This is a genomic window from Pseudoxanthomonas sp. CF125 (assembly GCF_900104085.1).
Taxonomy (GTDB): domain Bacteria; phylum Pseudomonadota; class Gammaproteobacteria; order Xanthomonadales; family Xanthomonadaceae; genus Pseudoxanthomonas_A.
The window spans coordinates 875,935-899,407 of sequence record NZ_FNLD01000001.1 but is presented as its reverse complement, the minus strand read 5'-3'; the positions used below and the strand labels follow the sequence as shown (position 1 = coordinate 899,407).

Annotated in this window: 18 protein-coding genes and 2 pseudogenes; 17 read left to right on the top strand and 3 right to left on the bottom strand. The window is 62.2% G+C overall.

Annotation, left to right across the window (positions count from 1 at the left end):
* The first annotated feature begins 141 nt into the window (after positions 1 to 141).
* The 7 genes from BLR66_RS03875 to BLR66_RS03835 all read left to right on the top strand — a co-directional run bounded on the left by BLR66_RS03875 (position 142) and on the right by BLR66_RS03835 (position 10,291).
* The gene (locus BLR66_RS03875; protein WP_093280294.1) at positions 142 to 486 is read left to right on the top strand and encodes a hypothetical protein; all 345 of its coding nucleotides are present in this window, start codon (positions 142 to 144) and stop codon (positions 484 to 486) included.
* Between the two features lie 867 nt (positions 487 to 1,353).
* Positions 1,354 to 1,827: a hypothetical protein gene (locus BLR66_RS03860; protein ID WP_093280291.1), complete on the top strand. Its 474-nt coding sequence runs from the start codon at positions 1,354 to 1,356 to the stop codon at positions 1,825 to 1,827.
* A 414-nt stretch (positions 1,828 to 2,241) separates the two neighbouring features.
* Positions 2,242 to 2,604: a hypothetical protein gene (locus BLR66_RS03855; RefSeq protein ID WP_093280290.1), complete on the top strand. Its 363-nt coding sequence runs from the start codon at positions 2,242 to 2,244 to the stop codon at positions 2,602 to 2,604.
* Positions 2,605 to 3,041: 437 nt separating this feature from the next.
* The gene (locus BLR66_RS03850) at positions 3,042 to 7,490 is read left to right on the top strand and encodes a putative Ig domain-containing protein (protein ID WP_093280289.1); all 4,449 of its coding nucleotides are present in this window, start codon (positions 3,042 to 3,044) and stop codon (positions 7,488 to 7,490) included.
* 785 nt (positions 7,491 to 8,275) lie between these two features.
* The gene (locus tag BLR66_RS03845; RefSeq protein WP_093280288.1) at positions 8,276 to 8,953 is read left to right on the top strand and encodes a class I SAM-dependent methyltransferase; all 678 of its coding nucleotides are present in this window, start codon (positions 8,276 to 8,278) and stop codon (positions 8,951 to 8,953) included.
* A gap of 111 nt (positions 8,954 to 9,064) precedes the next feature.
* Complete coding sequence (locus tag BLR66_RS03840; protein ID WP_093280287.1) at positions 9,065 to 9,682, top strand: dihydrofolate reductase family protein; 618 nt, start codon at positions 9,065 to 9,067, stop codon at positions 9,680 to 9,682.
* 159 nt (positions 9,683 to 9,841) lie between these two features.
* Positions 9,842 to 10,291, top strand: coding sequence for a hypothetical protein (locus BLR66_RS03835; RefSeq protein WP_093280286.1), 450 nt, complete (start codon positions 9,842 to 9,844; stop codon positions 10,289 to 10,291).
* Positions 10,292 to 10,324: 33 nt separating this feature from the next.
* Here the strand turns inward: BLR66_RS03835 and BLR66_RS03830 are convergent, their stop codons facing one another.
* Entirely contained in the window at positions 10,325 to 10,720 is a 396-nt protein-coding gene (locus BLR66_RS03830; RefSeq protein WP_093280285.1) for a GFA family protein, read from the bottom strand.
* A gap of 82 nt (positions 10,721 to 10,802) precedes the next feature.
* Between BLR66_RS03830 and BLR66_RS03825 the strand changes: the two genes are divergently transcribed.
* From BLR66_RS03825 to BLR66_RS03785, 9 genes and pseudogenes are all read left to right on the top strand, one after another.
* Positions 10,803 to 11,270, top strand: coding sequence for a hypothetical protein (locus tag BLR66_RS03825; protein ID WP_093280284.1), 468 nt, complete (start codon positions 10,803 to 10,805; stop codon positions 11,268 to 11,270).
* A gap of 91 nt (positions 11,271 to 11,361) precedes the next feature.
* Complete coding sequence (locus BLR66_RS03820; RefSeq protein ID WP_093280283.1) at positions 11,362 to 11,946, top strand: helix-turn-helix domain-containing protein; 585 nt, start codon at positions 11,362 to 11,364, stop codon at positions 11,944 to 11,946.
* Positions 11,947 to 12,121: 175 nt separating this feature from the next.
* The gene (locus BLR66_RS03815) at positions 12,122 to 12,715 is read left to right on the top strand and encodes a hypothetical protein (protein ID WP_093280282.1); all 594 of its coding nucleotides are present in this window, start codon (positions 12,122 to 12,124) and stop codon (positions 12,713 to 12,715) included.
* 91 nt (positions 12,716 to 12,806) lie between these two features.
* Positions 12,807 to 13,307: a nuclear transport factor 2 family protein gene (locus tag BLR66_RS03810; protein WP_093280281.1), complete on the top strand. Its 501-nt coding sequence runs from the start codon at positions 12,807 to 12,809 to the stop codon at positions 13,305 to 13,307.
* Between the two features lie 181 nt (positions 13,308 to 13,488).
* Positions 13,489 to 13,889 (top strand): annotated as a pseudogene (gene arr, locus BLR66_RS03805) (NAD(+)--rifampin ADP-ribosyltransferase).
* A gap of 149 nt (positions 13,890 to 14,038) precedes the next feature.
* Positions 14,039 to 14,575 carry a peptide-methionine (S)-S-oxide reductase MsrA gene (msrA, locus tag BLR66_RS03800; RefSeq protein WP_093280280.1) on the top strand — a complete coding sequence of 179 codons (537 nt, stop codon included), beginning with the start codon at positions 14,039 to 14,041 and terminating at the stop codon, positions 14,573 to 14,575.
* 259 nt (positions 14,576 to 14,834) lie between these two features.
* Positions 14,835 to 15,182, top strand: a complete 348-nt coding sequence (locus tag BLR66_RS03795; protein WP_093280279.1) for a hypothetical protein — start codon at positions 14,835 to 14,837, stop codon at positions 15,180 to 15,182.
* Between the two features lie 181 nt (positions 15,183 to 15,363).
* Complete coding sequence (locus tag BLR66_RS03790; RefSeq protein ID WP_093280278.1) at positions 15,364 to 16,311, top strand: alpha/beta hydrolase family protein; 948 nt, start codon at positions 15,364 to 15,366, stop codon at positions 16,309 to 16,311.
* Between the two features lie 123 nt (positions 16,312 to 16,434).
* The gene (locus tag BLR66_RS03785) at positions 16,435 to 17,265 is read left to right on the top strand and encodes a CHAD domain-containing protein (protein ID WP_176943748.1); all 831 of its coding nucleotides are present in this window, start codon (positions 16,435 to 16,437) and stop codon (positions 17,263 to 17,265) included.
* Between the two features lie 9 nt (positions 17,266 to 17,274).
* Here BLR66_RS03785 and BLR66_RS03780 read toward each other — a convergent pair whose 3' ends face one another.
* The gene (locus BLR66_RS03780; protein WP_093280276.1) at positions 17,275 to 17,931 is read right to left on the bottom strand and encodes an SRPBCC family protein; all 657 of its coding nucleotides are present in this window, start codon (positions 17,929 to 17,931) and stop codon (positions 17,275 to 17,277) included.
* A 125-nt stretch (positions 17,932 to 18,056) separates the two neighbouring features.
* A complete protein-coding gene (locus BLR66_RS03775; protein ID WP_218119595.1) occupies positions 18,057 to 18,848 on the bottom strand; it encodes a response regulator transcription factor in 792 nt (263 codons plus the stop codon).
* Positions 18,849 to 19,173: 325 nt separating this feature from the next.
* Here BLR66_RS03775 and BLR66_RS19130 point away from each other — a divergent pair.
* Positions 19,174 to 23,473, top strand: a pseudogene (locus BLR66_RS19130) (hypothetical protein); the annotation flags it as partial.

The window sequence follows — 23,473 nt, the reverse complement described above, 5'->3', positions numbered from 1 at the left end:
GGGTTGCCCCGGCGCCTCCGCCAGATTATTCACTCGGCTGGATTGGTGAAACCAATCCCGCCTACGTACTCACGGGCCGGTATCATCGTGGCTATGCGGACGGGGTACGTCTATTAGGTAGGTAGCTGTACAGGAGCGTTCATGCGCGCGTACAAAGCTTTTGACGATTCAGGCATTGAAGAGCTCGGGGTCGTCTCAAGAGAGCAGGTGCCGGTGCTTGTTGAGGCTGCGGAAGCATCCCTCTCCGGCAAGCACTTTGGTGTCGGCTTCTACCGCAGCGAGAAAGATTTTGTTGAGGTCCGACCTGTTGGAAAATCGGAGTACCTGATTTGGTCCGGCTGCATATCGGGTGGCAGAGGGATTCTAGGCTGGTTCTCCCGCAAACGGCACATCCAGAAGACGGTTAGTGGCCGTGCAAGCGCCATCGAGGCTGCGCTCTACTACATGGATTTCTCTCGTGATGCTTTCGAGCGTAAGTACGGCTAAGAATTCATTCAAGCCGAAGCCGCCTCGCGGCTCGGCTTGATTCAGACGTTAGGCCTCATATGACCCACTTTCACGATTTCCACTCCTGGTCGTTTCAAGAGCCAGTTGAAACCGGCACTTTTACGACAAAGCAAGTACTAGAAGACGGGTATCCGATCCTCGAGATCTACCATGACCACGACGGGGACTGGCAGTTCCTGTGCGGAACGACGACTGACTTCGACGATCTTAAGTTGGTTTGCCTAGGGTGCATGGTAGAGCGAGATTCGGGGCTGCTAGACCTTGCTGATTTGCCGCCAGGTTGGTGTGCAGTGCGTGCATCCCCAGGCGAGCCATGGATCCGTGAGCCTTATGAAGCGTCCGAAGATGAGTGACGTAGACCGGGTAGAGCGCAGCGAAGCCCAGCCTATGTGCTGCGGATAAGTCGTACAATCGGACTCATGGGTTTGTCTATTGACTTCGAGGATTACGGATGGAGCGAAACATCAAAGTCGCAAGGGCGCATAGGGCACTCTCTTGGCTCTATGCATTCATCCTGGCAATCGTCGTCTTTCTCGTAGTCAGTGAGCCTGAGGCCAGAACCGCATCCATCGCCTTTCCAGCCATTGTTTTCGGCATCGTTTTCTTGGCCCACCACATCACAGCCAAAGGGGCTCGCCAATCCAAACCTTGGGCACGGATAGCATCTATCGTGATTTCCTTGCTGCTCTTGCTTGGTTTTCCCGTAGGCACTTTGATTGGCATCTACTTGTTGGTAAATACCTGGAAACCATGGTCGCCGCCTAGCCCGCGTGGAGTTGTGGCCTAGCAGTTCATTCAAGCCGAACCCGCTTCGCGGGTCGGCCTAATTCAGGCGTCAGGCAGTAGATGAAAATACTTGGCGGTTTATCGTTCCTAGTGCTGGTCCTCTTAGGTGCACCGACGGCCTATGCTTCTCCTGAACCGGATTTCTGCAAAGTCCTTCGTGCATTCGTCGATTCTGTCCAACCCGACCAGACTCGCGAGTTCATATTCCGCACATCGTGGGGTTCAAACTTCAAGGACACTGCCGAATTGGCGCTAGCTGCTAAGCGCTGCACACATAACGGCTATGGACCTGCCGCGAAGGTTTGTGCGTATTTAATGGAATACGGATCAACCGAGTTCACAGGGGCCGACGTTAAAGATGCAGTGTCGTGCCTATCCCGGAAAACCAAGTTCGACGGCGACCTGAATCTCAATGAGGCATTTTTCTCGTTTAGCTACGGATCGGATAATCGCGGGGCATTAATAGACGTATCGTTCAAACCGGATGCTACTGTCGGTGGCATGGCCTTTCGGTTGGTCGCAGTGGGGTACTGAGGCCTGTAGGGTGGGCTTCAGCCGACCGTTCTTTCCGAAATCATTGCAACTGGCTATTCCTCGCTGGCCTCATCGATCGATATGATTGCGGTAATACGGACGGGTTCGTCAATTGGGTAGTAGGGCACATGACCAAGTTATGTGAGCATTGTGAAGAGCGTCCTGCAGTAACTGGCAGTCTTCCTAGGTATGCCGTGGTTCTGCTGTTTTTGATGGGCAGCGCTGGAACTTCAGGGCGGTACTGCGCAGATTGTGCGGGCGGCAGAAACTTCATGGCGCTTCTCTTCGCATCCGCTGTCTTGCTTATAGGTTTCGTCTTGCTCGTAATATTCTGGTGAGATGGTAACTGTTGCCGCCTGACAATCCACCCACTTCGAACCCTCGCGGGCCGGCTTAATTTAGCTGTTGGACCACATGGACTATTTCAACCATTACATCGAGAGCTACGTCCACAATGGCGGCATTGGCGTCCTTATAGAGCTGGACGCATCCGACTCATTTGCGTCGAGGATGGATTTGTTCAAGCTGCTCGCAAGTGACTTGGCGATGCACGTTGCAGCCATGAATCCCAGTACCGTAGAGGATATGTTATCGCAGCCCTTTGTTAAAGATCCCGAGCACACGGTGGAGCAAGCAATATCCCAGGTGGCTGAAGAACTCAAAAGCAAGGTGATCGTTAGGAGATTTGTTCGCTGGACTGCAGAGCCGCAGAAACCTGGCTTTGCGGAGCCACCAAAAACCCCTGCGGTTATTTATGCCTTTCGGAAGGCCAGATGAGGCCCAGCACTCCATTCAAGTCCGCGTAGGGCGGAACCCGCATAGCGGATTCCGCCGCATGTCTCCACGCTGAGGCGGTCTTTGGTGTCAGTTGCATTCGGCGGGTTTTCAACAGCGAAGCTGGTCATCACCTGCGATGGTTCCGCACTACGAGTTCTGACCTTGCAGTGGCCCGCCTGGATGTGGTCATCCTGGCTTGACCTGCCACCGTAGCTCACCCCCGTAGCTCAAGGATCGGCTGCACAAGCGCCGACGCGACTTGGAATGCACGGCACGGAACGGGGACTTCCCTCCGCTCTCCGATCCTGTTTCAATGCATCTGTTGGGGAACGGCTGCACTTGGCCGATCGATGGTTTGGTAAACGTATCTACGTTTCTACCGCGCAGGGAGCGTAGGTCGACGCCCTGTCGCGATTCGGCTACAGGGGATCAACAACATGCAGGATCGTTCGCGTCTTTCGCCGCGCCGCCGCTTTGCCGGTGCGCTGAGTTTTTCCTTTCTACTGTTCGCGCTGGGCTTGTTGTCGCCCGCGCTCGCCTGGGCACAGATCGTGGTGTCCCCGGCGTCCCTGCCGACGCTGACCGCCGGTAACCCGTTCAACCAGACCTTGGCTTCCACCGGCGGCACAGGGCCTTATACCTATAGCGTGGACGCGGGCGCGCTTCCGGTCGGACTCAGCTTGAGCCCGGCGGGGATCATCAGCGGCACCCCCACGCGACGCGGCAGCTACAATTTCAGCGTCCGTTCGCAGGATTCCCTCGGCGACTTCGTCAGCAGGAGTTACACCGGCGTCGTCGAGAACCCGTCTTTCGAGATCACCCCGACCACCGGCACCGCCATCCGAGGCGTCGCTTTCAGCCAGACACTGTCGGCCACCGGCGGGGTCGCGCCGCACAGCTTCCTGCTCGAATCCGGCAGCTTCCCGGCGGGCATCAGCATTTCTGCTGCCGGCGTGATCAGCGGCACCGCGACGGCAGCCGGCACCTACTCGGTCACTTTGCGCGTCACCGACGCCAGCACCGGATCGGGCAGCTGGTCTGAACTCGAGGGCTACACGCTCACCGTCACCTTCCCGCCCACCATCGTGGTCAGTCCCGCCACGGTGCCGGCGGCAACGGTCGGCGCTACATACAGCCAGACCTTCACCGCCAGCGGCGGCACCGGGCCTTACTCCTTCGCAATCAGTGCCGGCGGACTGCCGGCGGGTCTCACCCTCGACGCAGGCAGCGGCGCACTGACCGGCACGCCGACGGCCGGCGGTACGTTCAACTTCACCGTCAGGGCGACCGACAGCGACAGCTTCACCGGCTCCCGCGCTTACAGCCTGACCGCGGCCGCGCCGACGATCGTGCTGCCGCCGACCACGCTGCCGAACGCCACCATAGGGGCGGCGTATTCAACGACGCTCAATGCGGCCAGCGGCGGCACCGCGCCTTACAGCTATGCCCTCAGCGCCGGTGCACTGCCGGCGGGCGTCATGCTCAGCAGTGCCGGCGTACTGTCCGGCACGCCCACGGCTGACGGGACTTTCAATTTCAGCGTGACCGCCACCGATTCCAGCACCGGCACGGGACCCTACAGCGCCACTCAATCCTATTCGCTCCAATCGGACACCGTGCCGCCTGTCGCCAACGCCGTTTCGGCGACCGTGGCGTATGGCGCTGCCGCCGCGCCTATCACTCTCAACATCACGGGAGGTGCAGCGTCGTCCGTGGCCGTTAGTACCGCCGCGGCGCATGGCACGGCGACTGCCGGCGGCACGACGATCACCTATCAGCCGACCGCTGGCTATGCCGGACCCGACACGTTCACCTACACCGCGACCAACGCCGCGGGAACCTCCGCACCCGCGACGGTCACCATCACGGTCTCGACTCCGACCTTGACCATCACACCGTCCGCCGTGTTGACGGTGCCGGTCGGAACCGCCTACACCCAGACCTTCACCTTCGCCGGCGGCGCGGCACCGTACAGCGGCTACTCGGTGACCGGGTTGCCGGCCGGCCTGTCGATCACGGGGACCACCGCCGACAGCGTGACCGTCTCCGGCACGCCGACGGCAGCGGGCGCGTTCTCGCTCAATGTCTCGGCCACCGACAGCAGCACGGGTACCGGACCGTTCGCTCATGGCCAGGTCTTCAGCCTGACCGTGTCCGCACCGACGATGTCGATCTCGCCAGCCCCGGGCACTCTTGCGTTGACGTATGGCGCTGCGTTCTCGCAGACCTTCACCGCCAGCGGCGGCGTGGCGCCGTACAGCTACAGCCTGGCGGCCGGCAGCCTGCCGCCGGGCATGTCGTTCACCTCCGCCGGCGTGCTTTCAGGCACGCCGACCATGCCGGGCGATTACGCCATCACGATCCAGGGGACGGACAGTTCGACCGGCACCGGCGCGCCCTTCACGGTGCAGGCGAACTACCTGCTGCAGGTGGGAGCCGCGGGCATCGCGATCAACCCATCGACGTTGCCGGACGGTGCCGTGGGCACTCCCTACTCGCAGGCACTCGCCGCGACGGGCGGCGTCGGCCCTTACAGTTATTCGCTGCTGAGCGGCGCACTGCCGGTGGGAATGAGCTTCAGTTCCGCTGGTCAATTCGCGGGCATTCCGCGCAGCGCTGGCACCTTCTCGTTGAACGTGCGGGCCACCGACGCGAACGGCCAGACCGGCACGCAGGCGTTCACCTTCGATATCGCGGCACCGACGCTCACGATCGTCCCGGCCACGCTGCCGGCGGGCCTGCCCGGCGCCGTCTACAGCCAGGCCTTGAGCACCAGCGGCGGCGTTGCGCCGTACAGCTATTCGCTGCTGAGCGGGGCGTTGCCGATTGGTCTGTCCTTCAGTTCCGCGGGCGTGCTCAGTGGCACGCCGACCACGGCCGGCAGCTATACCTTCCAGGTCCGGTCCACCGACGCCGACGGCTTCAGCGCTACCGTCAGCTATACCGTAGTGATCGCAGCGCCGACGATTACCATTGCTCCAGGCAGTCTGCCCGCCGGCGTGCGCGGTAGTGCCTACACCCAAACGCTGACTGCCAGCGGCGGCATGGCGCCCTATACGTTCGCGCTGACCGGCGGCACTCTGCCGCCCGGGATGAGCCTGGGCAGCAATGGCGTGTTGAGCGGCACGCCCGCGGCAGATGGCGATTTCAGTTTCACCGTCGCCGCAACCGATGCGAACGGCTTCTCCGGCACGATGAATTTCGTCTGGACCGTGGATGCCGCTGCGTCGCTGGCGGTGGATGATGTGGCGACGATGCTTTCCGGAAGCACCACCACCATCGCGGTGACCGAGAACGACACCGGCGTGATCGCCTCGGTCGCCATCACTTCCGCGCCGACCCACGGCACCGCGGCCGTGAGCGGGCTGGAAGTGGTGTATACGCCGGCCGAAGGTTTCTCCGGCACCGATAGCTTCAGCTACATCGCAACGGGGCCAGGCGGTTCCTCGGCACCGGCCACGGTGACGGTGACGGTCAACCCGTTGCCGGTGGCGGTGTCGCGCACGGTGGATGTCCAGGGCGTGGCCGCGGTCGATGTGGATCTGACCGAAGGGGCCACCGGCGGTCCCTTTACCGCGGCAACGCTGGTCTCGCTGGCACCGGCGCAGGCGGGCAGCGCGACCATCGCGCGTAGCGGAGAGGGCGGCAGTGCGCGCTACATCTTGACCTTCACTCCGGCCGCGGGCTTTTCCGGCATTGCGACGGCGCGGTTCACGCTGGCCAATGCGTTCGCCACCTCGGCCGAAGCCAGCATCGAGTTCCATGTCGTTGGGCGCCCGGACCCGTCCCAGGACCCGGAAGTGCTGGGATTGCTGCGTGCCCAGGCCGAGGCCACGCGCCGTTTCGCGACCGCCCAGATCGACAACTTCCAACGTCGCCTGGAAAGCCTGCATGGCGGTGGTGGCGGGCGTTTCGACAACGGCGTGAGCTTCCAGATCGATCCGCGTTGCCGTCAGGCCGCGGACAGCATTCCTGACCAGCATTGCGACCGCGAAACCTCGGAAGCCGAGAGAGACGAACCCGTGGCCACGGCCACAAATCCGCAGGAGGCCGGCGGCGCGTTCGGCCTGTGGACCGGTGGTGTGATCCGCTCCGGCCAACTGGAGGGCAGCACGGCACGCGCGAAGGTCGATTTCGAGAGCGATGGCCTGAGCGTAGGCGGCGACTACCGGCTCACGCCTGACTTCGTCATCGGCGCCGGCCTGGGTTGGGGCCGCGACGACAGCGACATCGGCGCTCTGGGCAGCCGCAGCGAAGGCACTGCATATACCTTGGCGGCGTATGCCAGTTACCATCCGGGCCGGTTCTTCCTGGATGCGTTGGCGGGCTACCAGAATCTGTCCTACGACCTGCGCCGGTACGTCACCGCCAATGGCGCACTGGTGGGCGGTTCGCGCGATGGCGGCCAATGGTTCGCCTCGCTCTCGGCCGGTGCCGACGTGCAGCGCGGACCTTGGCAGTTGACGCCGTACGCGCGGTTGGATGTGGCGCGCGCCATTCTGGATGGCTACACCGAGCGTGGCGATCCGTTCTACGCGCTGCGCTACGTCGACATGGACGTGGATACCACCACCGGCAACCTCGGTCTGCGCTTCGACTATCGCCAGCAGATGAGTTGGGGCGTACTGACGCCGCAGTTCCGGCTGGAGTACCAGTACGACTTCCAGGGCGGAGGCAGTGCTTCGATGAGCTACGCCGATCTGTTGTCCGGTCCGTTCTACCGTGCCGACGTGCAGGGCCTGGACCACAGCCGCTTCCAACTGGGCCTGGGTGCGCAGTTCTCCACCGACAACGGGCTGTCCACCCGCATCGAGTATCGCGGAGTGCTGGGCGACGGCAGGGACAGTGATCACGGCGTACTGCTGAACGTTGAGAAGAAGTACTGAGCGACGCCGCTGCGCTCCCGCAGCGGCGCTTTCTTTGTGCGCGCCTGTTGGCGCCAGGCCATCTCCGCCCACGGCACGGGCCGCGCGGACGTCCACATCGGGTTCAAACTCAAAGAGGCGAGACTGAGGCTTTTCCGCTTATTTCTTCCAGATCAATGATTCGAGTTGATCCTGATTTGTAAAAGTGCGCGCATGGCGCGATCTTCGCGGTTACCGCACCTGCCGAGCCGCGAGGGTGACAGTCGCAACCATCACGTCCATATCCTGATGAGCAGCAACAGGGTCGAAGGATCAGGATTCGGGAACAAAGCCCGCGAGTTGGATCTGGTCGCCCACAACATGAGTGGGAAGATCCCGTAGGGTAGGCTTCAGCTGACCGCTGTTTCCGAAGTCGTTGCGATTGAATGCATGGCAGGGATGGGCCAAGGCTGTGAGTGCAATAGGTTCTTTTCTCCTCTCCCCTTGTGGGAGAGGATGCCCGTAGAGCCTGCCCCGTACTTGATACGGGGGCAGGAGAGGGGACGCGAGAGTAGAGATGCGTGCTTTGGCTTTGTTCTCACTCGTGATCTTTTTGGCTATTCATTACTGAAGGCTCCGGCGCACCCTCTCCCGGCCTTCGGCCACCCTCTCCCATCAAGGGAGAGGAGGGCATGTTGAGATCTCGTGGGTGGCTTTAGCCCGGCGTTCTCTCTAAAGTCATCGCAGCGCATGATGATGGTTGCCCGGCCAACAGCAGATTCCATGCAGTAGCATGAACTGCCAAACGCCAGTTCTGGAGCTCTTCCTTGTCGTCGTTCTCCGATCCCCAATCCGTCGCCAACTACGCCGAGCGTCCCGCCAAGCAGGTTCCAGGCTTCCACGCCCTTCAACGGATGACGGCGCTGCTGCTCGCCGAGACCGTTCCCCCTGACGGCCATGTGCTCGTCCTCGGCGCCGGAGGCGGCCTGGAGTTGAAAGTCTTTGCCGAAGCGCAGCCGGAGTGGAACCTGGTGGGTGTGGACCCGTCGGCCGAAATGCTGAAGCTGGCAAGCGCCACCCTGGGCCCGCTGGCATCGCGTATCGAACTGCATGAAGGCTACATCGACACCGCGCCGGAAGGACCCTTCGACGGCGCCACCTGCCTGCTGACCCTGCATTTCCTTACTGCCGAAGAACGCCTGCATACGCTCACCGAACTGAGGCGGCGACTGAAGCCCGGCGCGCCGCTCATCGTTGCCCATCACAGCGTTCCCCAAGCCGAAGACCAGAAGATGCGCTGGCTGAATCGCTACGTGGCCTTCGCAGCCGCCTCCGGCGTTTCCCCGCAGGACGCGAAGAACGCCGCCGCCGCGATCAACGACCGGCTGCCCTTGCTCTCGCCCGAACAGGAAGTAGCCCTGCTGCAGGAAGCGGGATTCGGCAACGTCGAACTGTTCTACGCCGGCTTCACCTTCAAGGGCTGGATCGCCTACAACCTGTCCTAACTGCGCCGTCTCCCCGCAGGGCAGGGTTTCTCCGCAGCGGCTTGTCGATCCGCGTGCGAATCGTTCGTCGTATCCATAGGGCCGCCTGGGTCCGCCGACTCGAAGAACAGCATGCGCAAACTCATCGTCGCCGAACACATCGGCCTGGATGGCGTCATCCAAGGTCCGGGCGGGCCCGAAGAAGATCCCATCGGCGGATTCAGTCTTGGTGGCTGGACAGTGCCGTATTCCGACGAAGCCATCGGCCGGGATTTGCAGGATATGTTCTCGCAGCCGTTCGAGCTGCTGCTGGGGCGCCGCACCTACGACATATGGGCGGCGTACTGGCCGCATGTAAAGGCCAGCAACGCCATCGCCGACCAGTTCAACAGCGTGCCAAAACACGTGGCCACGCATCGAACCGGTACACTCGACTGGCACAACAGCCATGCGCTGCAGGGCGACCTTGCTGGCGCGGTACGCGCGCTCAAGCGGAAGAACGGCGTCCACCTGTTGACGTGGGGCAGTAGCGACCTGGTGCGCCAACTGCTTGCGGCCGGACTGGTGGACGAGTTCCGGCTGATGATTTACCCCGTCGTAATCGGACACGGCAAGCGCTTGTTCGGCGACAACGCACAACCGTCGTCCTTCACCCTGACGCAATCGACCCGCACGGCTGGCGGCGTGCTGCTTGCCCGCTATGCGCGCAGCGGCGAGGTGCGCACGGGGACATTCAAAGATTCTGAGTGACCTGGCCGAGGAAGAACGCGGTGGGTTATTCTTGCCGAGCTGATGCCGTCGGTCGCTTATGAATCTTGCAGGGTCGCCTGCGCATCGGCTAGCGCGGCCGGCGGATTTAAGAACTTGGGCAGCAGATCGTCAGCGATACCAGGGTCGGGAGGACCGCGCATGGGTAAGGTGAAGCAATTGTTCCAGGTCATCAGCTATCTGCAGTACCCGCTGCTGCTGGTTGCGTTGGGTTATGTGGTCTATCCGTACTTCGCGGGTTTCGACACATTCTGGACGTCCATCAATAGCGCGCTGATCTTCAGTGGGCTGGCGATCAGTTTCTCGACGCTGCAGGACACCACCAAGACGCAGAACAATTTCTCCAGGAAGGTATGGGAAGACCCGCGCAAAGGGATGCTCGCGCTGATGGTTATTTCAGGCACGACGCTGCTTTTTCTAGCTCTGGGAATGTTCGGATTTTTCGTTTCCAAGGGCGGCATCCTCAAGGAAGTCAGCTTCGGCACGCTGATGCTGGGGCTTGGATACGTGGGGCTGTTGAAGGCGGCCATCGAGATGCATGAGCATCATCGGGTAGTGGCTCCGGCCGTAAGCCCGACAGAGCCCGCATAAGGCGCAACCCGCATCGCCTGCGGTGGTTCTGTCTTACGGGTTCTCAAGGCGACCCGTCGCCTCACGGTCGCGTTCGTACCGCCTTGTGAGCGGAAACGGCGGTAGCCACGACTCGCGACGAATGGTCCAGAGTTCGTAGGTCGGCCTCAGCTGGTCGGGGGCGTCCAGCGTCCCCAGGTTCACTTCGACCTCGTCCGCACAGCGCCCGAAAACCGACGAGCCGCAGCGCGGACAGAAAAACCGCCCGGCGTAGTCGCGTGTCTCGCCCTCGATCGTCACCGCATCCTGAGGAAATATGGCGGAAGCGTGAAAAAGAGCGCCATGATGCTTGCGGCAGTCGAGGCAGTGGCAGACGCCGACCCGGTGAGGGAGCCCAGACGCCACGATGCGCACATTGCCGCACAGGCAACCGCCGGTGAATCGGTCCATGCTGCGTCTCCTCTAAAATCAAGTGTCGTAACCTGTCAAAATCGAGGTCGGTTTAGCGTTGTACGCCACTTTGGGGAAGCCTTTGACTGATAATCCATATGCAGCACCAAGCGCAGCAGTTGTAGATGCCGGCAACGCCGCAGAGACAATTCGGCTCTATTCTCCGATACAAGTCGCTTGCGGCACGATTGGCGGGCCTGTTGGTTTGATTTACTTCCTCAGAGCGAACTTTGTGGCGCTTGGGAATTATCGGCTGGCGAGAAGGACCCTGATATCCGGCTTGGTCCTTATGCCGGCATTGTTGATCAGCGTGATTCTGCTGCCCGAGGACTTCCCGAATTATCCTTTCACAATCGCATACATCTTGTCGGCCTTGTATGTGAGCGCAAAATACCAGATGACCAAGCAGGCCATAGTCGATTCCGCAACCCATGAGTTTCATTCGAACTGGCGCGTTCTTTGGCTTGGGCTCTTGTGCCTGGTCGGCTCGGTTATTGTTCTTGTGGCTCCATTGGGCATCCTCACTTTCTTTGGCGTATGGGATCTATAGAGCGGCGCTGGCGGCAAATCGGCGGGCATCTGGCGTCACCGACAGATCGCAATCCGGTCTAATTTACCGGGCCAAGTGACTGGAGACCGGCATGTCCTTTAGATCGTGGAGAGAACGGAAACTGCTTTCGCAGGAACGGGTCGCCGAAATGAGCGGTCTGAGCCTGAGGACCGTCCAGCGTTTGGAGGCCGGGCACAGAGTCAGCTATGCCTCGCTGCGGGCCCTGGCCGCCGCCTTCGAAACCGATGTCGACTTGCTGGAGCGGGAGCTGTACGCCATGAACAAGCCGACGGACGATTTCGTGGAGATTCCCAGGTGGGTAAGACTCATGAACGACAGGCTCTGGTTCGGCGGCCCGCGCCTCAGCCGGCAGGATATGCGCCTTATCGAGGCGCTATGCATAGGCTGTGCCGTAATCGTATTCGCAGCGTCTTTCCTGGTCGCTTCGGACGCGGCAGCGAACAGGATCCGCACCGGTGCCGTCATCGCGCTGGTGGCCGGCTACCTGGTGTCCGCATTCCTCCGCATCCACGACAGATACAAATTATGGCCAGGCTCTGGAAGCGTTCCATCCGAACCACGGCCGCGCACTTGGCGAAGCGTGGCGGCGGAGTACGCCTTGTTCCTTGTGGCGGCAATACTGGGCGTCGCAATGATGAGTTGGCTGGTTCTCTGATTCGTCCGGCACGGTAGCGCCTTTCCGTCTTCATACGAAGCAGGATGGGGGCCTCGCGTTGCCGGACAATCGGCGGGAACTGGAACCTGATTCTCGCAGGCCCCGGTTGCGGCTACGGTAACGTGCGCTACCCGCACATCCATCGTCGAACGCCTGCCATCGAAGGATCGAACCCATGACTGCTCTGCTGCCCGCCGAACTCGCCTGGTACGCCACCGGCCGCTTCTACCGCACCAATGACGGCGCGCTGGCCGACTACGGCTATTTCCTGCACCTGCCCATGTTCGACGTGCCGCTGTTCGACGGCGAACCCGGGGAGACGACCGCGCATTTCACCTTCGCCGCCACGCCGTTCAAGTCGCAGAGCGTGGACAACGGCGCGCTGTCGCTCGGGGTCGATCCGGTCGGCGAGTTCTCGCTGTATCTGCAGCGGCGTCCGGCGGGCAACTTCGATGACCCGGCATCGTTCGCGCAGGGCGAACGCATCGCCACTTTCCGCCGCGCCAGCCTAGTCGTGGGTACGACGGTCGCCGCCACCATCGGTACCACGGCGGAACCGCTGATGGGCGACAACGTGTTCTCCGCGCGCCTGATCGCCAGCACGCCGTTCGAATTCGGCGGCGGCCGCCACGATCTGGCTCACGGCATTGGACAGGGCGTCACCCAGTTCGGCACCGCTGCGGTCACCCCCGTCGTTCCGCCGCCATCGGGATACGACCTGGTGCTGCCGTTCACCGGCTCGGCCATTGCCTTGGGACGAGCGGGGTAGGCCAGCCTACAATCACGGCCAACCTCATCCATGCCGGTGGCGCCTTGCGGCGGCTTGATACAGGCGTCCGGCAATAACAAGGATCCTCTGCATGCGAAGTCTCCTGCTGTCGCTCCTGTTGGCGCCGCTTGGCGTCTTTGCCGCCGAAAGCACTCCCGAGGAAGCCGTATCCACCCTGTGGAGCGCTTTGTCCAACGACCCTGGGGCCACTGCGGATCTCGCCGCACTCAAGCGGATCTTCCATGAGGACGCCGTGGTCTTCGGCGGGCAGTACAAGGAAGGCGTTCCTGTCGTACGGCGCTCGATGGCCGAAGATTTCCTCAAATCCTACGAGCGCCCCGGGGAGAAAGGGTTCCATGAGTGCGAGGTCTCACGGGTCGTACAGACCTACGATCGCTTCGCGGTGGCGTACAGCGTTGTGGAGTCGAGAACCGACAAAACTGCGACGGCGCCGGACTTCGTTGGCGTCAATAGCGTCCAGTTGTACAAGGTGGGCTCGCAATGGAAGATCTTGTCGTTGTACTACCACGTGGAGAAGCAGGGTCTGCCCATTCCTCTTGGCGACGGACGCTCGGGCAAGTGCATCGCCTGATGAGTTTGGGCTGACCGCATTTCTTTCTTTGTCGTTGCGCTCCGTGGCGCAAAAAATAAAAAAGGGAGGCGCCGCGCGCCTCCCACCCTGAATTTATACAACGCATGGGGGCTTGCGGCAAGACCGCCTGCGTGATGCAGCATCGCCGCCTGTCGAAACGAAAGGAAACCGGAGTGGCGCGATGACCGATTCGAAAACGTACTACCACGGCACCAAGGCCGACCTGAAGGCAGGCGACCTGATCGGGCCGGGCTATGCCTCCAACTATGGAAAAAAAAACAGGCCGCTTTCGTTTACCTGACCGCCACCCTGGATGCGGCCATCTGGGGAGCCGAGCTGGCCGTAGGCGCAGGGCAGGGCAGGATCTACATCGTGGAACCGACAGGATCCATTGAAGACGACCCGAACCTGACGGATAAAAGGTTTCCCGGAAATCCTACGCAGTCATACCGTTCCCGCGACCCATTCCGCGTCCTGGGCGAGGTTGCGGATTGGAAAGGTCACTCCCCCGATCAGCTCAAGGAAATGCGTGATCACCTTGAGGATCTCAAGCGGCGCGGCATCGAGGCAATCGAAGAATGAGGGCCGTAGGTCGGGTCGTCTGCACCGATCGCTTTAATATCCACGCTCCGTACCCCTAGCGGACGCACCCGGTGCGGCGGCGGCATTGAAAACGCCGCTTCGGGACATACTAAGAATACGATCCCCACATCACCGCTGAGGAAGCCGACATGAGCGAACAAGAAAACGCCACCAGCACATCAGGTTCCAAAGGGCAGGGCACGGAGATCGCCACCCTGGCCGGCGGCTGCTTCTGGGGCGTGGAGGAAATCCTGCGCGCGGTGCCCGGAATAATCGATACCGACGTGGGCTATACCGGCGGCTGGCTGGAGAACCCGACCTACGACGATACCCACGACAGCAAGTCCGGCCATGCCGAGGCGATCCGGGTGACGTTCGATCCGTCGGTGCTCAGCTACGAAGACCTGCTGGAGAAGTGGTTCTTCAAACTGCACGATCCCACCACGCTCAACCGCCAGGGTAACGACGTGGGAACGCAATACCGGTCGGCGTTGTTTCCGCACACGCCCGAGCAGAAGGCGACGGCCGAGCGGGTGATAGAGCGCGTGAACGCTTCCGGCAAATGGAAGCAGCCCGTCACCACCTCCATCGAGCCGGCTTCCACCTGGTACAGCGCCGAGGCCTACCACCAGGATTACCTGCGCAAGCACCCCGGCGGGTACAGCTGCCACTTCATGCGCGATTAGGATCTCGCGGCCGGGATCGGTCGGCTCCAAGAGCTTCGCGAAGATGCGGGCTCGCATCGTCCAACCTTCCCGGCGGTCCCCGGCCGCATAGCCGGCTAACCCGACCCCAACTTCGCCCTGCAGTGACCGTGCCCCTTGCGCCGCCAGCGCAATGGGGCAGCGGTCTGCCGGCTGTGCGCTGAATCCTGTCGCCGCGGGCTGTTGTGCGGAATAGGTTATATGATATAAAAGGTATAAATAATTTATGGAATTCCACACAATGAAGGCGAATCAGTCCAGGAGCGGCAGCCGCAAAGCTCCAGCAGTTGTGGCCAAGGCGGCGAAGCCGGCCTCGCCGGAAAAGCGGAAATCCGCTCCGGTGGCGGTCGCGGCCCAGCCGCTGAAGAAAGACAAGCTGATCCGCGACAGCTTCACTTTGCCGCGTGAGGATTTCGAGCTGATCGCGACGCTCAAGGACAGGGCGCTGGATTTCAAGCGGCCGACCAAGAAAAGCGAACTGCTGCGGGCCGGTCTGCAAGTGCTGGCGAGCCTGGATCAGACCAAGTTGCGTACAGCGCTGGAAGCGTTGCGCCCGCTCAAGGCCGGGCGTCCCAAGAACAAACCCTGACTGCGGACACGCCGCAAGACCGTTGCCGGTCGATCCGGCGCGACAGCCGTGCTGCGCCGCTCCATCCCGTACGACTCTCCGACCCATGAAGCTCAAACACCTTTCACTTCTCTCCTTGTTCCGTCGTCCGACACGCTTGCACATTGGCGCGCTGGTGCTCGTGGGAGCCGTGCTGGCATCCATGTCCGCTTGGCTGAGCGCGAGCGTGGATTCTGCCGCCGCCGTTTCCTCGCAGGCGGTTTCGGCTACTGCCGGGCAGGAGCATTTCACCGTCACCGATCTGGAGTGGACCGATACGGCCCGCGCGCGACGCGTGCCGGCGCGATTGTTCTGGCCGGACTCTGCCAGTCGCGGAAAAGTCCCGCTGATCGTTTTTTCGCACGGCATAGGCAGCTCGCGTGATGGCTATGGCTACCTGGGGCGGTACTGGGCCAGCCATGGCATCGCCAGCCTGCATCTGCAGCATGTGGGAAGCGACCGTGCCCTGTGGCATGGCAACGTGTTCTCGCTGGTTTCGCGTTTCCAGCAGGCTGCCGGCGATCAGGAAGCGATCGCCCGCGTGCACGACCTGAGTTTCGCCCTGGACCGTTTGCTGCAAAGCGAGCGCGGTACGCACATCGCCCGCGACCGTATCGTCGCCGCCGGCCACTCCTATGGCGCCAACACCACGCTGCTGGCCGCGGGCGCGAAAGTCCTGCGTAACGGCCACCTGCTGCAGTTCCGCGATCCGCGCCTGCGCGCCGCCATCCTGATTTCGGCGCCGCCTTTTTACGGCGAAAAGGATTTCGCGCCGATCCTTTCCGGGATCGGCATCCCCACCTTGCACGTCACCACCACCGACGACGTCATCCGCATCCCGGGCTTCGGTTCCGGGCTGGAGGACCGGCTGAAGATATTCGACGCCACCGGCGGCCCGTTCAAGGCGCTGGCCGTCTACAAGCAGGGCAGCCACAACGTGTTCACCGAGCGGCGCTATTTCGATTCGCTGGAAGTGGCGACCGAGGTCAAGACCGCGACGGAAGGATTGTCGCTGGCCTTCCTGGATCAGGTGTTCGGACAGGCCGATACCCTGGAGCTTTGGGAACGCAGGCATCGGGCGCTGTTTTCCGAGTACGTAGAACACCGCTAGTTAGAACACCGCTAGCACGCCGCTCGGGCCGGCGTTCGGCGGCCCTGTGGTATCCGGGACTCTCTGTGCGCATCGCGCCGCGGGTGAAGTATGCTGGCCCGCTCGCGGCCTGCCATGCCTGTCATGAACGCTCACTCGAAAGATGCGCCGGTGGATCCGGGTGCCGCTTTGCACGGCATCGCGGGCGATCAGTTGTCGCGCGCGAGCCATTACCTGGGCTGGCAGGGCGGACACCGGCACAAGGGTGTGCATCAGGCGCGCAAATCCATCCGGCGGGTGCGTTCGATTCTTGCGCTGGCGGGCACTGCTCTGGGGCCTAGCGCGGAGGCGCTCACTTATTTGCTTTCCGAAATCAACCAGGGACTTTCCCGCACGCGCGATGCGCAGGCGCTGGTGGAGGCGATCGATCACCTCTCGGCCCAGACCCACGACCAGAAATGGCTGGCGATACTGGGCAGGGCGCGACGCAATGCGGTCACGGCCCGGCACGGGGTGCTGCGCGAAGCGCTGGCGGCGGATCCGGATCTGCTTCAAGCCCGCGGCCTGTTGATGCAGACCAAAGCCGCACTGGAGGGTTTGCCGTGGGAGGCGGTGACCAGGCAGGAGTTGGAAGCGGCGTTTTCCCTGAGTAGAGAGAAAACCGGGAAAGCCGCAAAAAAAGCCGGCAAAACCGGCGACGACGAAGATTGGCACCGTTGGCGGCGCAAGGCACGGCGGCAATCGCAGCAACAACGCATTCTGGCCGAGGCGGGAATCGAATCCTCGGTCAAATACGACGACAAGGACATCGCCACGCTGCTGGGAAAACAACAGGATTGCTCGTTGTTGCTGGAATTCTGCCAATCAGGCCATTCGCCGATCCGTTGGACGGACCGCAACCAGCTCAATCACTACGTCGAGAAGAAGCTGGCGTCGTTACGCAAGGAACTCGCCCGGCAATCGGTAGCCGCCTAGGCGCCAGGATCAGTCGCCGATTCCGCGCGGCAAGGCCAGTCCCGAGGCGCCCGCCGCCACCTTGCGCACGCTGGAGATCGCGGCGGCCGACAGCGAGCGGCGCGCCAGGGCGACGGGAACCCGGCCGCCGACATCGGTCAAGGAGGCGTAGGTCAGCCGGGTGCCGGTGCCGACCGGAGTCAGCACCCATTCGCCCCGCGAGCGCAGGGCGATGCAATCGGGTTTGGGTTTCTTGCCCACATAGTCCAGCGATACGAAGCGCACCCGGATCTCGCCGTTGCCATGGACCTGTTTTTCGAAACGCATGGAATAACAGCGTTCGCTGATCAACGGTGTGCGCAGGACATCCGACCAGACCGTCAGCTGCGGTTCGCGCTTGATGAAGGTGCGGCTGATGTTCTTGTTCTTTTCTTCGAGATACTTTCCGAACAGATAGTCGGCGACGGTTTGCGGGGAAGCTTTCAGCGACGTGCTGACGCGCAGTTCGTCGAAACGTTCGCCCGGAAGCGGCCGCGTTTCCATCCGTATGCCGTCCTTTTCGCTGGCGATCCGCCACTGCTGGGCCTGCAAAGGACCAGACACGGCCAGCGCGGCGGGAAGCAGCAGGCAAAGCAGGCATCTGGCGGTCGCTGTCCGCTGTGCCATCGAGTTGCGGAATAAAGCCATGTCGCCCCTCTCTCCGGTGCCGGACAGTTTCGGGGGATTGGATGCTGCTGCGATGACAGGATCAAGACAGAATCGCTCAGTCGGGCTATCCGGAGCGGAGCGGAGCGGTCGAAGAGGGTGTGCCGCTATGATCCTGTGAGCAATACATAGCCGATGCCACGCACGGCGTTCAAAGGCAGTTGCTCGCTGGTGGCTGAAAGGACTTTGCGGCGCAATCGGTGCACCAGCATCTCCAATCGGTGCGGGTCGAAATCATGGATGTCACGGGCCAGTTTGGAAATGATCGTATCGCGCGCCACGGTCTCGCCAGGGGAGGCCGCCAACACGCCGATCAGCAGGCGCTCGGCATGGGTGAGACGAACTTTCGCTCCTCGCGGCGAAGCCAGGTTCCAGTCTTGCATCTCGAAACGCCAGCTCGGGGTGGGTTTCTCCGCGGCGCGCAAAGTACCGAGCCGATCCAGGCGCCTGAGCAGACTGCGGACCGTAGCCGTCAGCATGTCGATATCGATCGGCTTGGCGATGCAGACATCGGCGCCTACCTCCAAGCCGTATACATGGTTGGAGCCGCGCTTATGCCCGGTCAGGACTATCCCGGCCTCGGTCATGGTGCGCAAGTGCTTGGCGATAGCGAGGCCGCTTTCGCCCGGCAAGTCGATGTCCAGAACGAATACAGAGAAATCCTGCGTGAGCATGCAGCGGTAGGCCTCTGCAGCGTTGCCGGCGCCTGCTACGTTGAATCCAGCATCCTTCAGGCCTGGGATGAGAACGTCTTCGCGCACTCCAATATCATCTTCCACCACAAGAATGTGGTGGTCCAAACGGCCCGTCATACAACCCCCTGTTGCACACGCCGGTATTCCCACGAAATGCGCGGGAATGAAAAATTGATCGTTTTCCCCGGCAGGCCCCTGTCGCACGCCGAAATTGCAACGAAGATCACAAAATCACATGCCTGCACGAAATTTGTTCGAACAGAAATGCAGATTACTGTGAGTTTTAGCAGGTTATCGTGCGTGATGTCTACCGCCAAACCTGACTAAATGCGCGCGGGGAAGACCTTCGCAAAGTAGGTCGTAATTATTTCTTGATGAAGGGGGACATTTCGTTCCGGCTTCCCTGTCGGTGTGCGGCGTTTTGCTGTGACCCGATTCGATCGCGAATGCGTTGGCCAGGAGCCAGGGAAGCAGGGGAATGAAGCAATTTAGCCGTGGTCTCTCGGTTCCATGCTTGGGGCAGACCTACGTGTCGTCAGGCAAGATCTTCAGCCGGCTCGCTTTCATCTCGCTTTTTCTATTGCTAGCCGCCGGCCAGTCCGCTTTTGCGCAGACTTCGGTCGACAACGTGGCGCGCATCGTCAATCCGGCGGGTTTGTCGTGTTCGGACGCCGCCACCAATCCGACCTGCGAACGCATCGACAACGCCGTAGTGGCGGTAACGCCAGCTGCGGTGGACTACGACTTCTGTCCGGTCGGCATCGACAAGCCGGTCTTCAGCATCGTCAATGGCGTGCGGATCTCGCGCTACGATCCAGGTGCAGGCAACGACGCTTTCGTCACCGATCTCGACTTCACGGTGACCGGCAATCTCAACGGTCTGATGGTCGATCCGGTCCGCAACCGGCTGCTGTTCGTTTCGCGCTCGGGATCCAATTCGGTCCTTTGGGCCTATGACTCAGTCAACGGTGGCTGGTACCAGGCTACGGCGCCGTTCGCATCGCCCGATTTCGCGCGTGCGGGCATGGCCCCCGACGGCACGGGATACCTGATCGCGGGCGGCGTTGCGACGCCCGAGGTGTGGGAAGTGAACGCGGATCCGACGCCCGGCAGCTTCGGCTATACGGTTCAGAGCATCGGAACTTTGTCGTACGACATCGCGCCCACCGACTTCGGTTCCGGCGATATCGCCGTCGATAGCGCAGGCGCGGGCTGGTTGTCCGCGGGTCAGGACCTCTATCGGATCGACTTCAGCGCCGGGCTGCAGGCGGTGCGCCAGACCCGGCCGCTGCTCAATGGTTCGCCGACCGCGATCAATTGGGCAGGTGTCGCGTTCACAGACGACGGCAGGCTTTACGTTGCGGACAATACCGCCAGCAGCCGGTACTACATCTACGATCCGGCCACCGGTACGCTGACGCCGGGGGTGTCGACCACGGCGGCCGCCTCGCGCGATTTGGCGTCTTGCGCATTCCCCACCATCGCACCGCCGGATCTTTCGGTGGTCAAGACGCTCGCGCAGATCAACGGCGCTCCGGCCGGTGCCGGCGCCACGGTCGCCGCGGGCGATACCTTGACTTACGCGATCCAGATCGCCAACACGGGCGGTTCGGTCGCGACCCTGTTCCCGGGCGAAGTGGTGGAGACTCTGCCCGCCAATACCACGGTGGTAACGGCCGGCAACGACTTCACCTGCGCCGGCAGCAGTTGCCCCAACACGGCGACGGCCAATGTCGCGGCCGGCAACAGCATTACGCTCGGCTTCGTGGTACGGGTCGACGATCCGTTGCCTGCGAATGTCACGGCCATCGACAACGCAGTCGCGGTAACGGGAGTGAATTGCGCCAACGCCGGCAACGATTGCGCAGAGACGACGTTGCTGAGCCCGATAGTGACGGTCGGCAAGGCCGTCAATCCGGGCAGCGGTACCGCGGTGTCGGTCGGCGATACGCTGACGTACACGCTCACCGTCGATGTGGCCAATGCCGCCACGACCACCGACGTGGTGCTGACTGACGTACTGGGCACTGGTCTGACGATCAATGCCGGCAGTTTGCCGGCCGGCTGCACGCCTTCGGACCAAACGATTACCTGCATCCTGACTAGCGGTGCGGCGATCGGCCCGCATACCTTCACCTATACGGCCACGGTCGACACCACGGCGACCACTTCGGTCAGCAACAGCGTGAGCACCAACACTGGTAGTTGTGTCGCCTGTACGACCACCAATCCGGTGACGCCGACAGTCACGGTCAGCAAGTCCGTAAACCCCGGCAGCGGCACCGCGGTCTCGGTCGGCGCCACGCTGACGTACACGCTCACCGTCGATGTGGCCAATGCCGCCACGACCGCCGACGTGGTGCTGACCGACGTACTGGGCACTGGTCTGACGATCAATGCCGGCAGTTTGCCGGCCGGCTGCACGCCTTCGGGCCAAACGATTACCTGCATCCTGACTAGCGGTGCGGCGATCGGCCCGCACACCTTCACCTATACGGCGACAGTTGACACCACGGCGACCACTTCGGTCAGCAACAGCGTGACCACCAACACCGGCAACTGCGTCGCTTGCACCACGACCAATCCGGTCACGCCGACAGTCACGGTCAGCAAGTCCGTGAACCCGGGCAGCGGCACCGCGGTCTCGGTCGGCGCCACGCTGACCTACACGCTCACCGTCGATGTGGCCAACGCTCCCACGACTGCCGACGTGGTGCTGACTGACGTACTGGGCACCGGTCTGACGATCAATGCCGGGAGCCTGCCGGCGGGTTGCACGCCTTCGGGGCAAACGATCACCTGCACCCTAGGCACGGGTGCGGCGATCGGCCCGCACACCTTCACCTATACGGCGACAGTTGACACCACGGCGACCACTTCGGTCAGCAACAGCGTGACCACCAACACCGGCAGCTGCGTTGCTTGCACCACCACCAATCCGGTGACGCCGACAGTCACGGTCAGCAAGTCCGTGAACCCCGGCAGCGGCACCGCGGTCTCGGTTGGTGCCACGCTGACCTACACGCTCACCGTCGATGTGGCCAACGCTCCCACGACTGCCGACGTGGTGCTGACTGACGTACTGGGCACCGGCCTGACGATCAACGTCGGCAGTTTGCCGGCCGGCTGCACCCCCTCGGGCCAAACGATTACCTGCACTCTAGGCGCGGGGGCGGCCATCGGCCCGCATACCTTCACCTATACGGCCACGGTCGACACCACGGCGACCACTTCAGTCAGCAACAGCGTGACCACTAACACCGGCAACTGCGTCGCTTGCACCACGACCAATCCGGTCACGCCGACAGTCACGGTCAGCAAATCCGTGAACCCGGGCAGCGGGACGGCGGTCTCGGTTGGTGCCACGTTGACCTATACGTTGACGGTGAACGTGGCCAATGCCGCCACGACCGCCGACGTGGTGCTGACTGACGTACTGGGCACCGGCCTGACGATCAACGCCGGCAGCCTGCCCGCGAACTGCCCGGCGGTTGGACAAACGATCACCTGTACCTTGGGTGCGGGGGCAGCTATCGGTACCCATACCTTCACCTATACGGCGACGGTCGGAACCACTGCCACCACTTCGGTCAGCAACAGCGTGACCACTAACACCGGCAACTGCGTCGCTTGCACCACGACCAATCCGGTGACGCCGACAGTCACGGTCAGCAAGTCCGTGAACCCGGGCAGCGGCACCGCGGTCTCGGTCGGCACCACGCTGACCTATACGTTGACGGTGAACGTGGCCAATGCCGCCACGACTGCCGACGTGGAACTGACTGACGTACTCGGCGCGGGCCTGGCGATCAACGCCGGCAGTTTGCCCTCCGGCTGCATCCCTTCGGGCCAAACGATCACCTGCATCCTGACCACAGGCGCGGCTATCGGTCCGCATACCTTCACCTATACGGCGACAGTCGATACCACGGCGACTACCTCGGTCAGCAACAGCGTGACCACCAATACCGGCAGCTGCGCCTCCTGCACCACGATCAACCCAGTTGATCCGTCGATCATAGTGAGCAAGAGCGTGAACCCGGGCAGCGGCACCGCGGTCTCGGTCGGCGCCACGCTGACCTATACGCTGACGGTGAACGTGGCCAATGCCGCCACGACCGCCAATGTGGAGCTGACCGACGTACTCGGCGCCGGTCTGACGGTGGTTAGCCCCTTGCCCGCCGGCTGCACGCCTTCGGGCCAAACGATCACCTGCATCCTGACCACGGGCGCGGCCATTGGCACGCATACCTTCGTTTACGCCGCCACAGTCGGTGCGAACGCGACGACCTCGGTCAGCAACAGCGTGACCACCAACACCGGTAGTTGTGTCGCCTGTACGACCACCAATCCAGTGACGCCGACAGTCACGGTCAGCAAGTCCGTGAACCCGGGCAGCGGCACCGCGGTCTCGGTCGGCGCCACGCTGACCTATACGTTGACGGTAAACGTGGCCAATGCCGCTACGACCGCCAATGTGGAGCTGACCGACGTACTGGGCACTGGTCTGACGATCAATGCCGGTAGCTTGCCCACTGGTTGCACGCCTTCGGGCCAAATGATCGTCTGTACGCTGGACCCCAGTCCGATCGGCACCTATACGTTCGTTTACGCCGCCACGGTCGGTGCGAACGCGATCACCTCGGTCAGCAACAGCGTGACCACCAACACCGGCAACTGCATCTCTTGCACCACGACCAATCCAGTCGATCCGTCGATCACAGTCGGCAAGAGCGTGAACCCGGGCAGCGGGACGGCGGTCTCGGTTGGTGCCACGTTGACCTATACGTTGACGGTGAACGTGGCCAATGCCGCCACGACCGCCGACG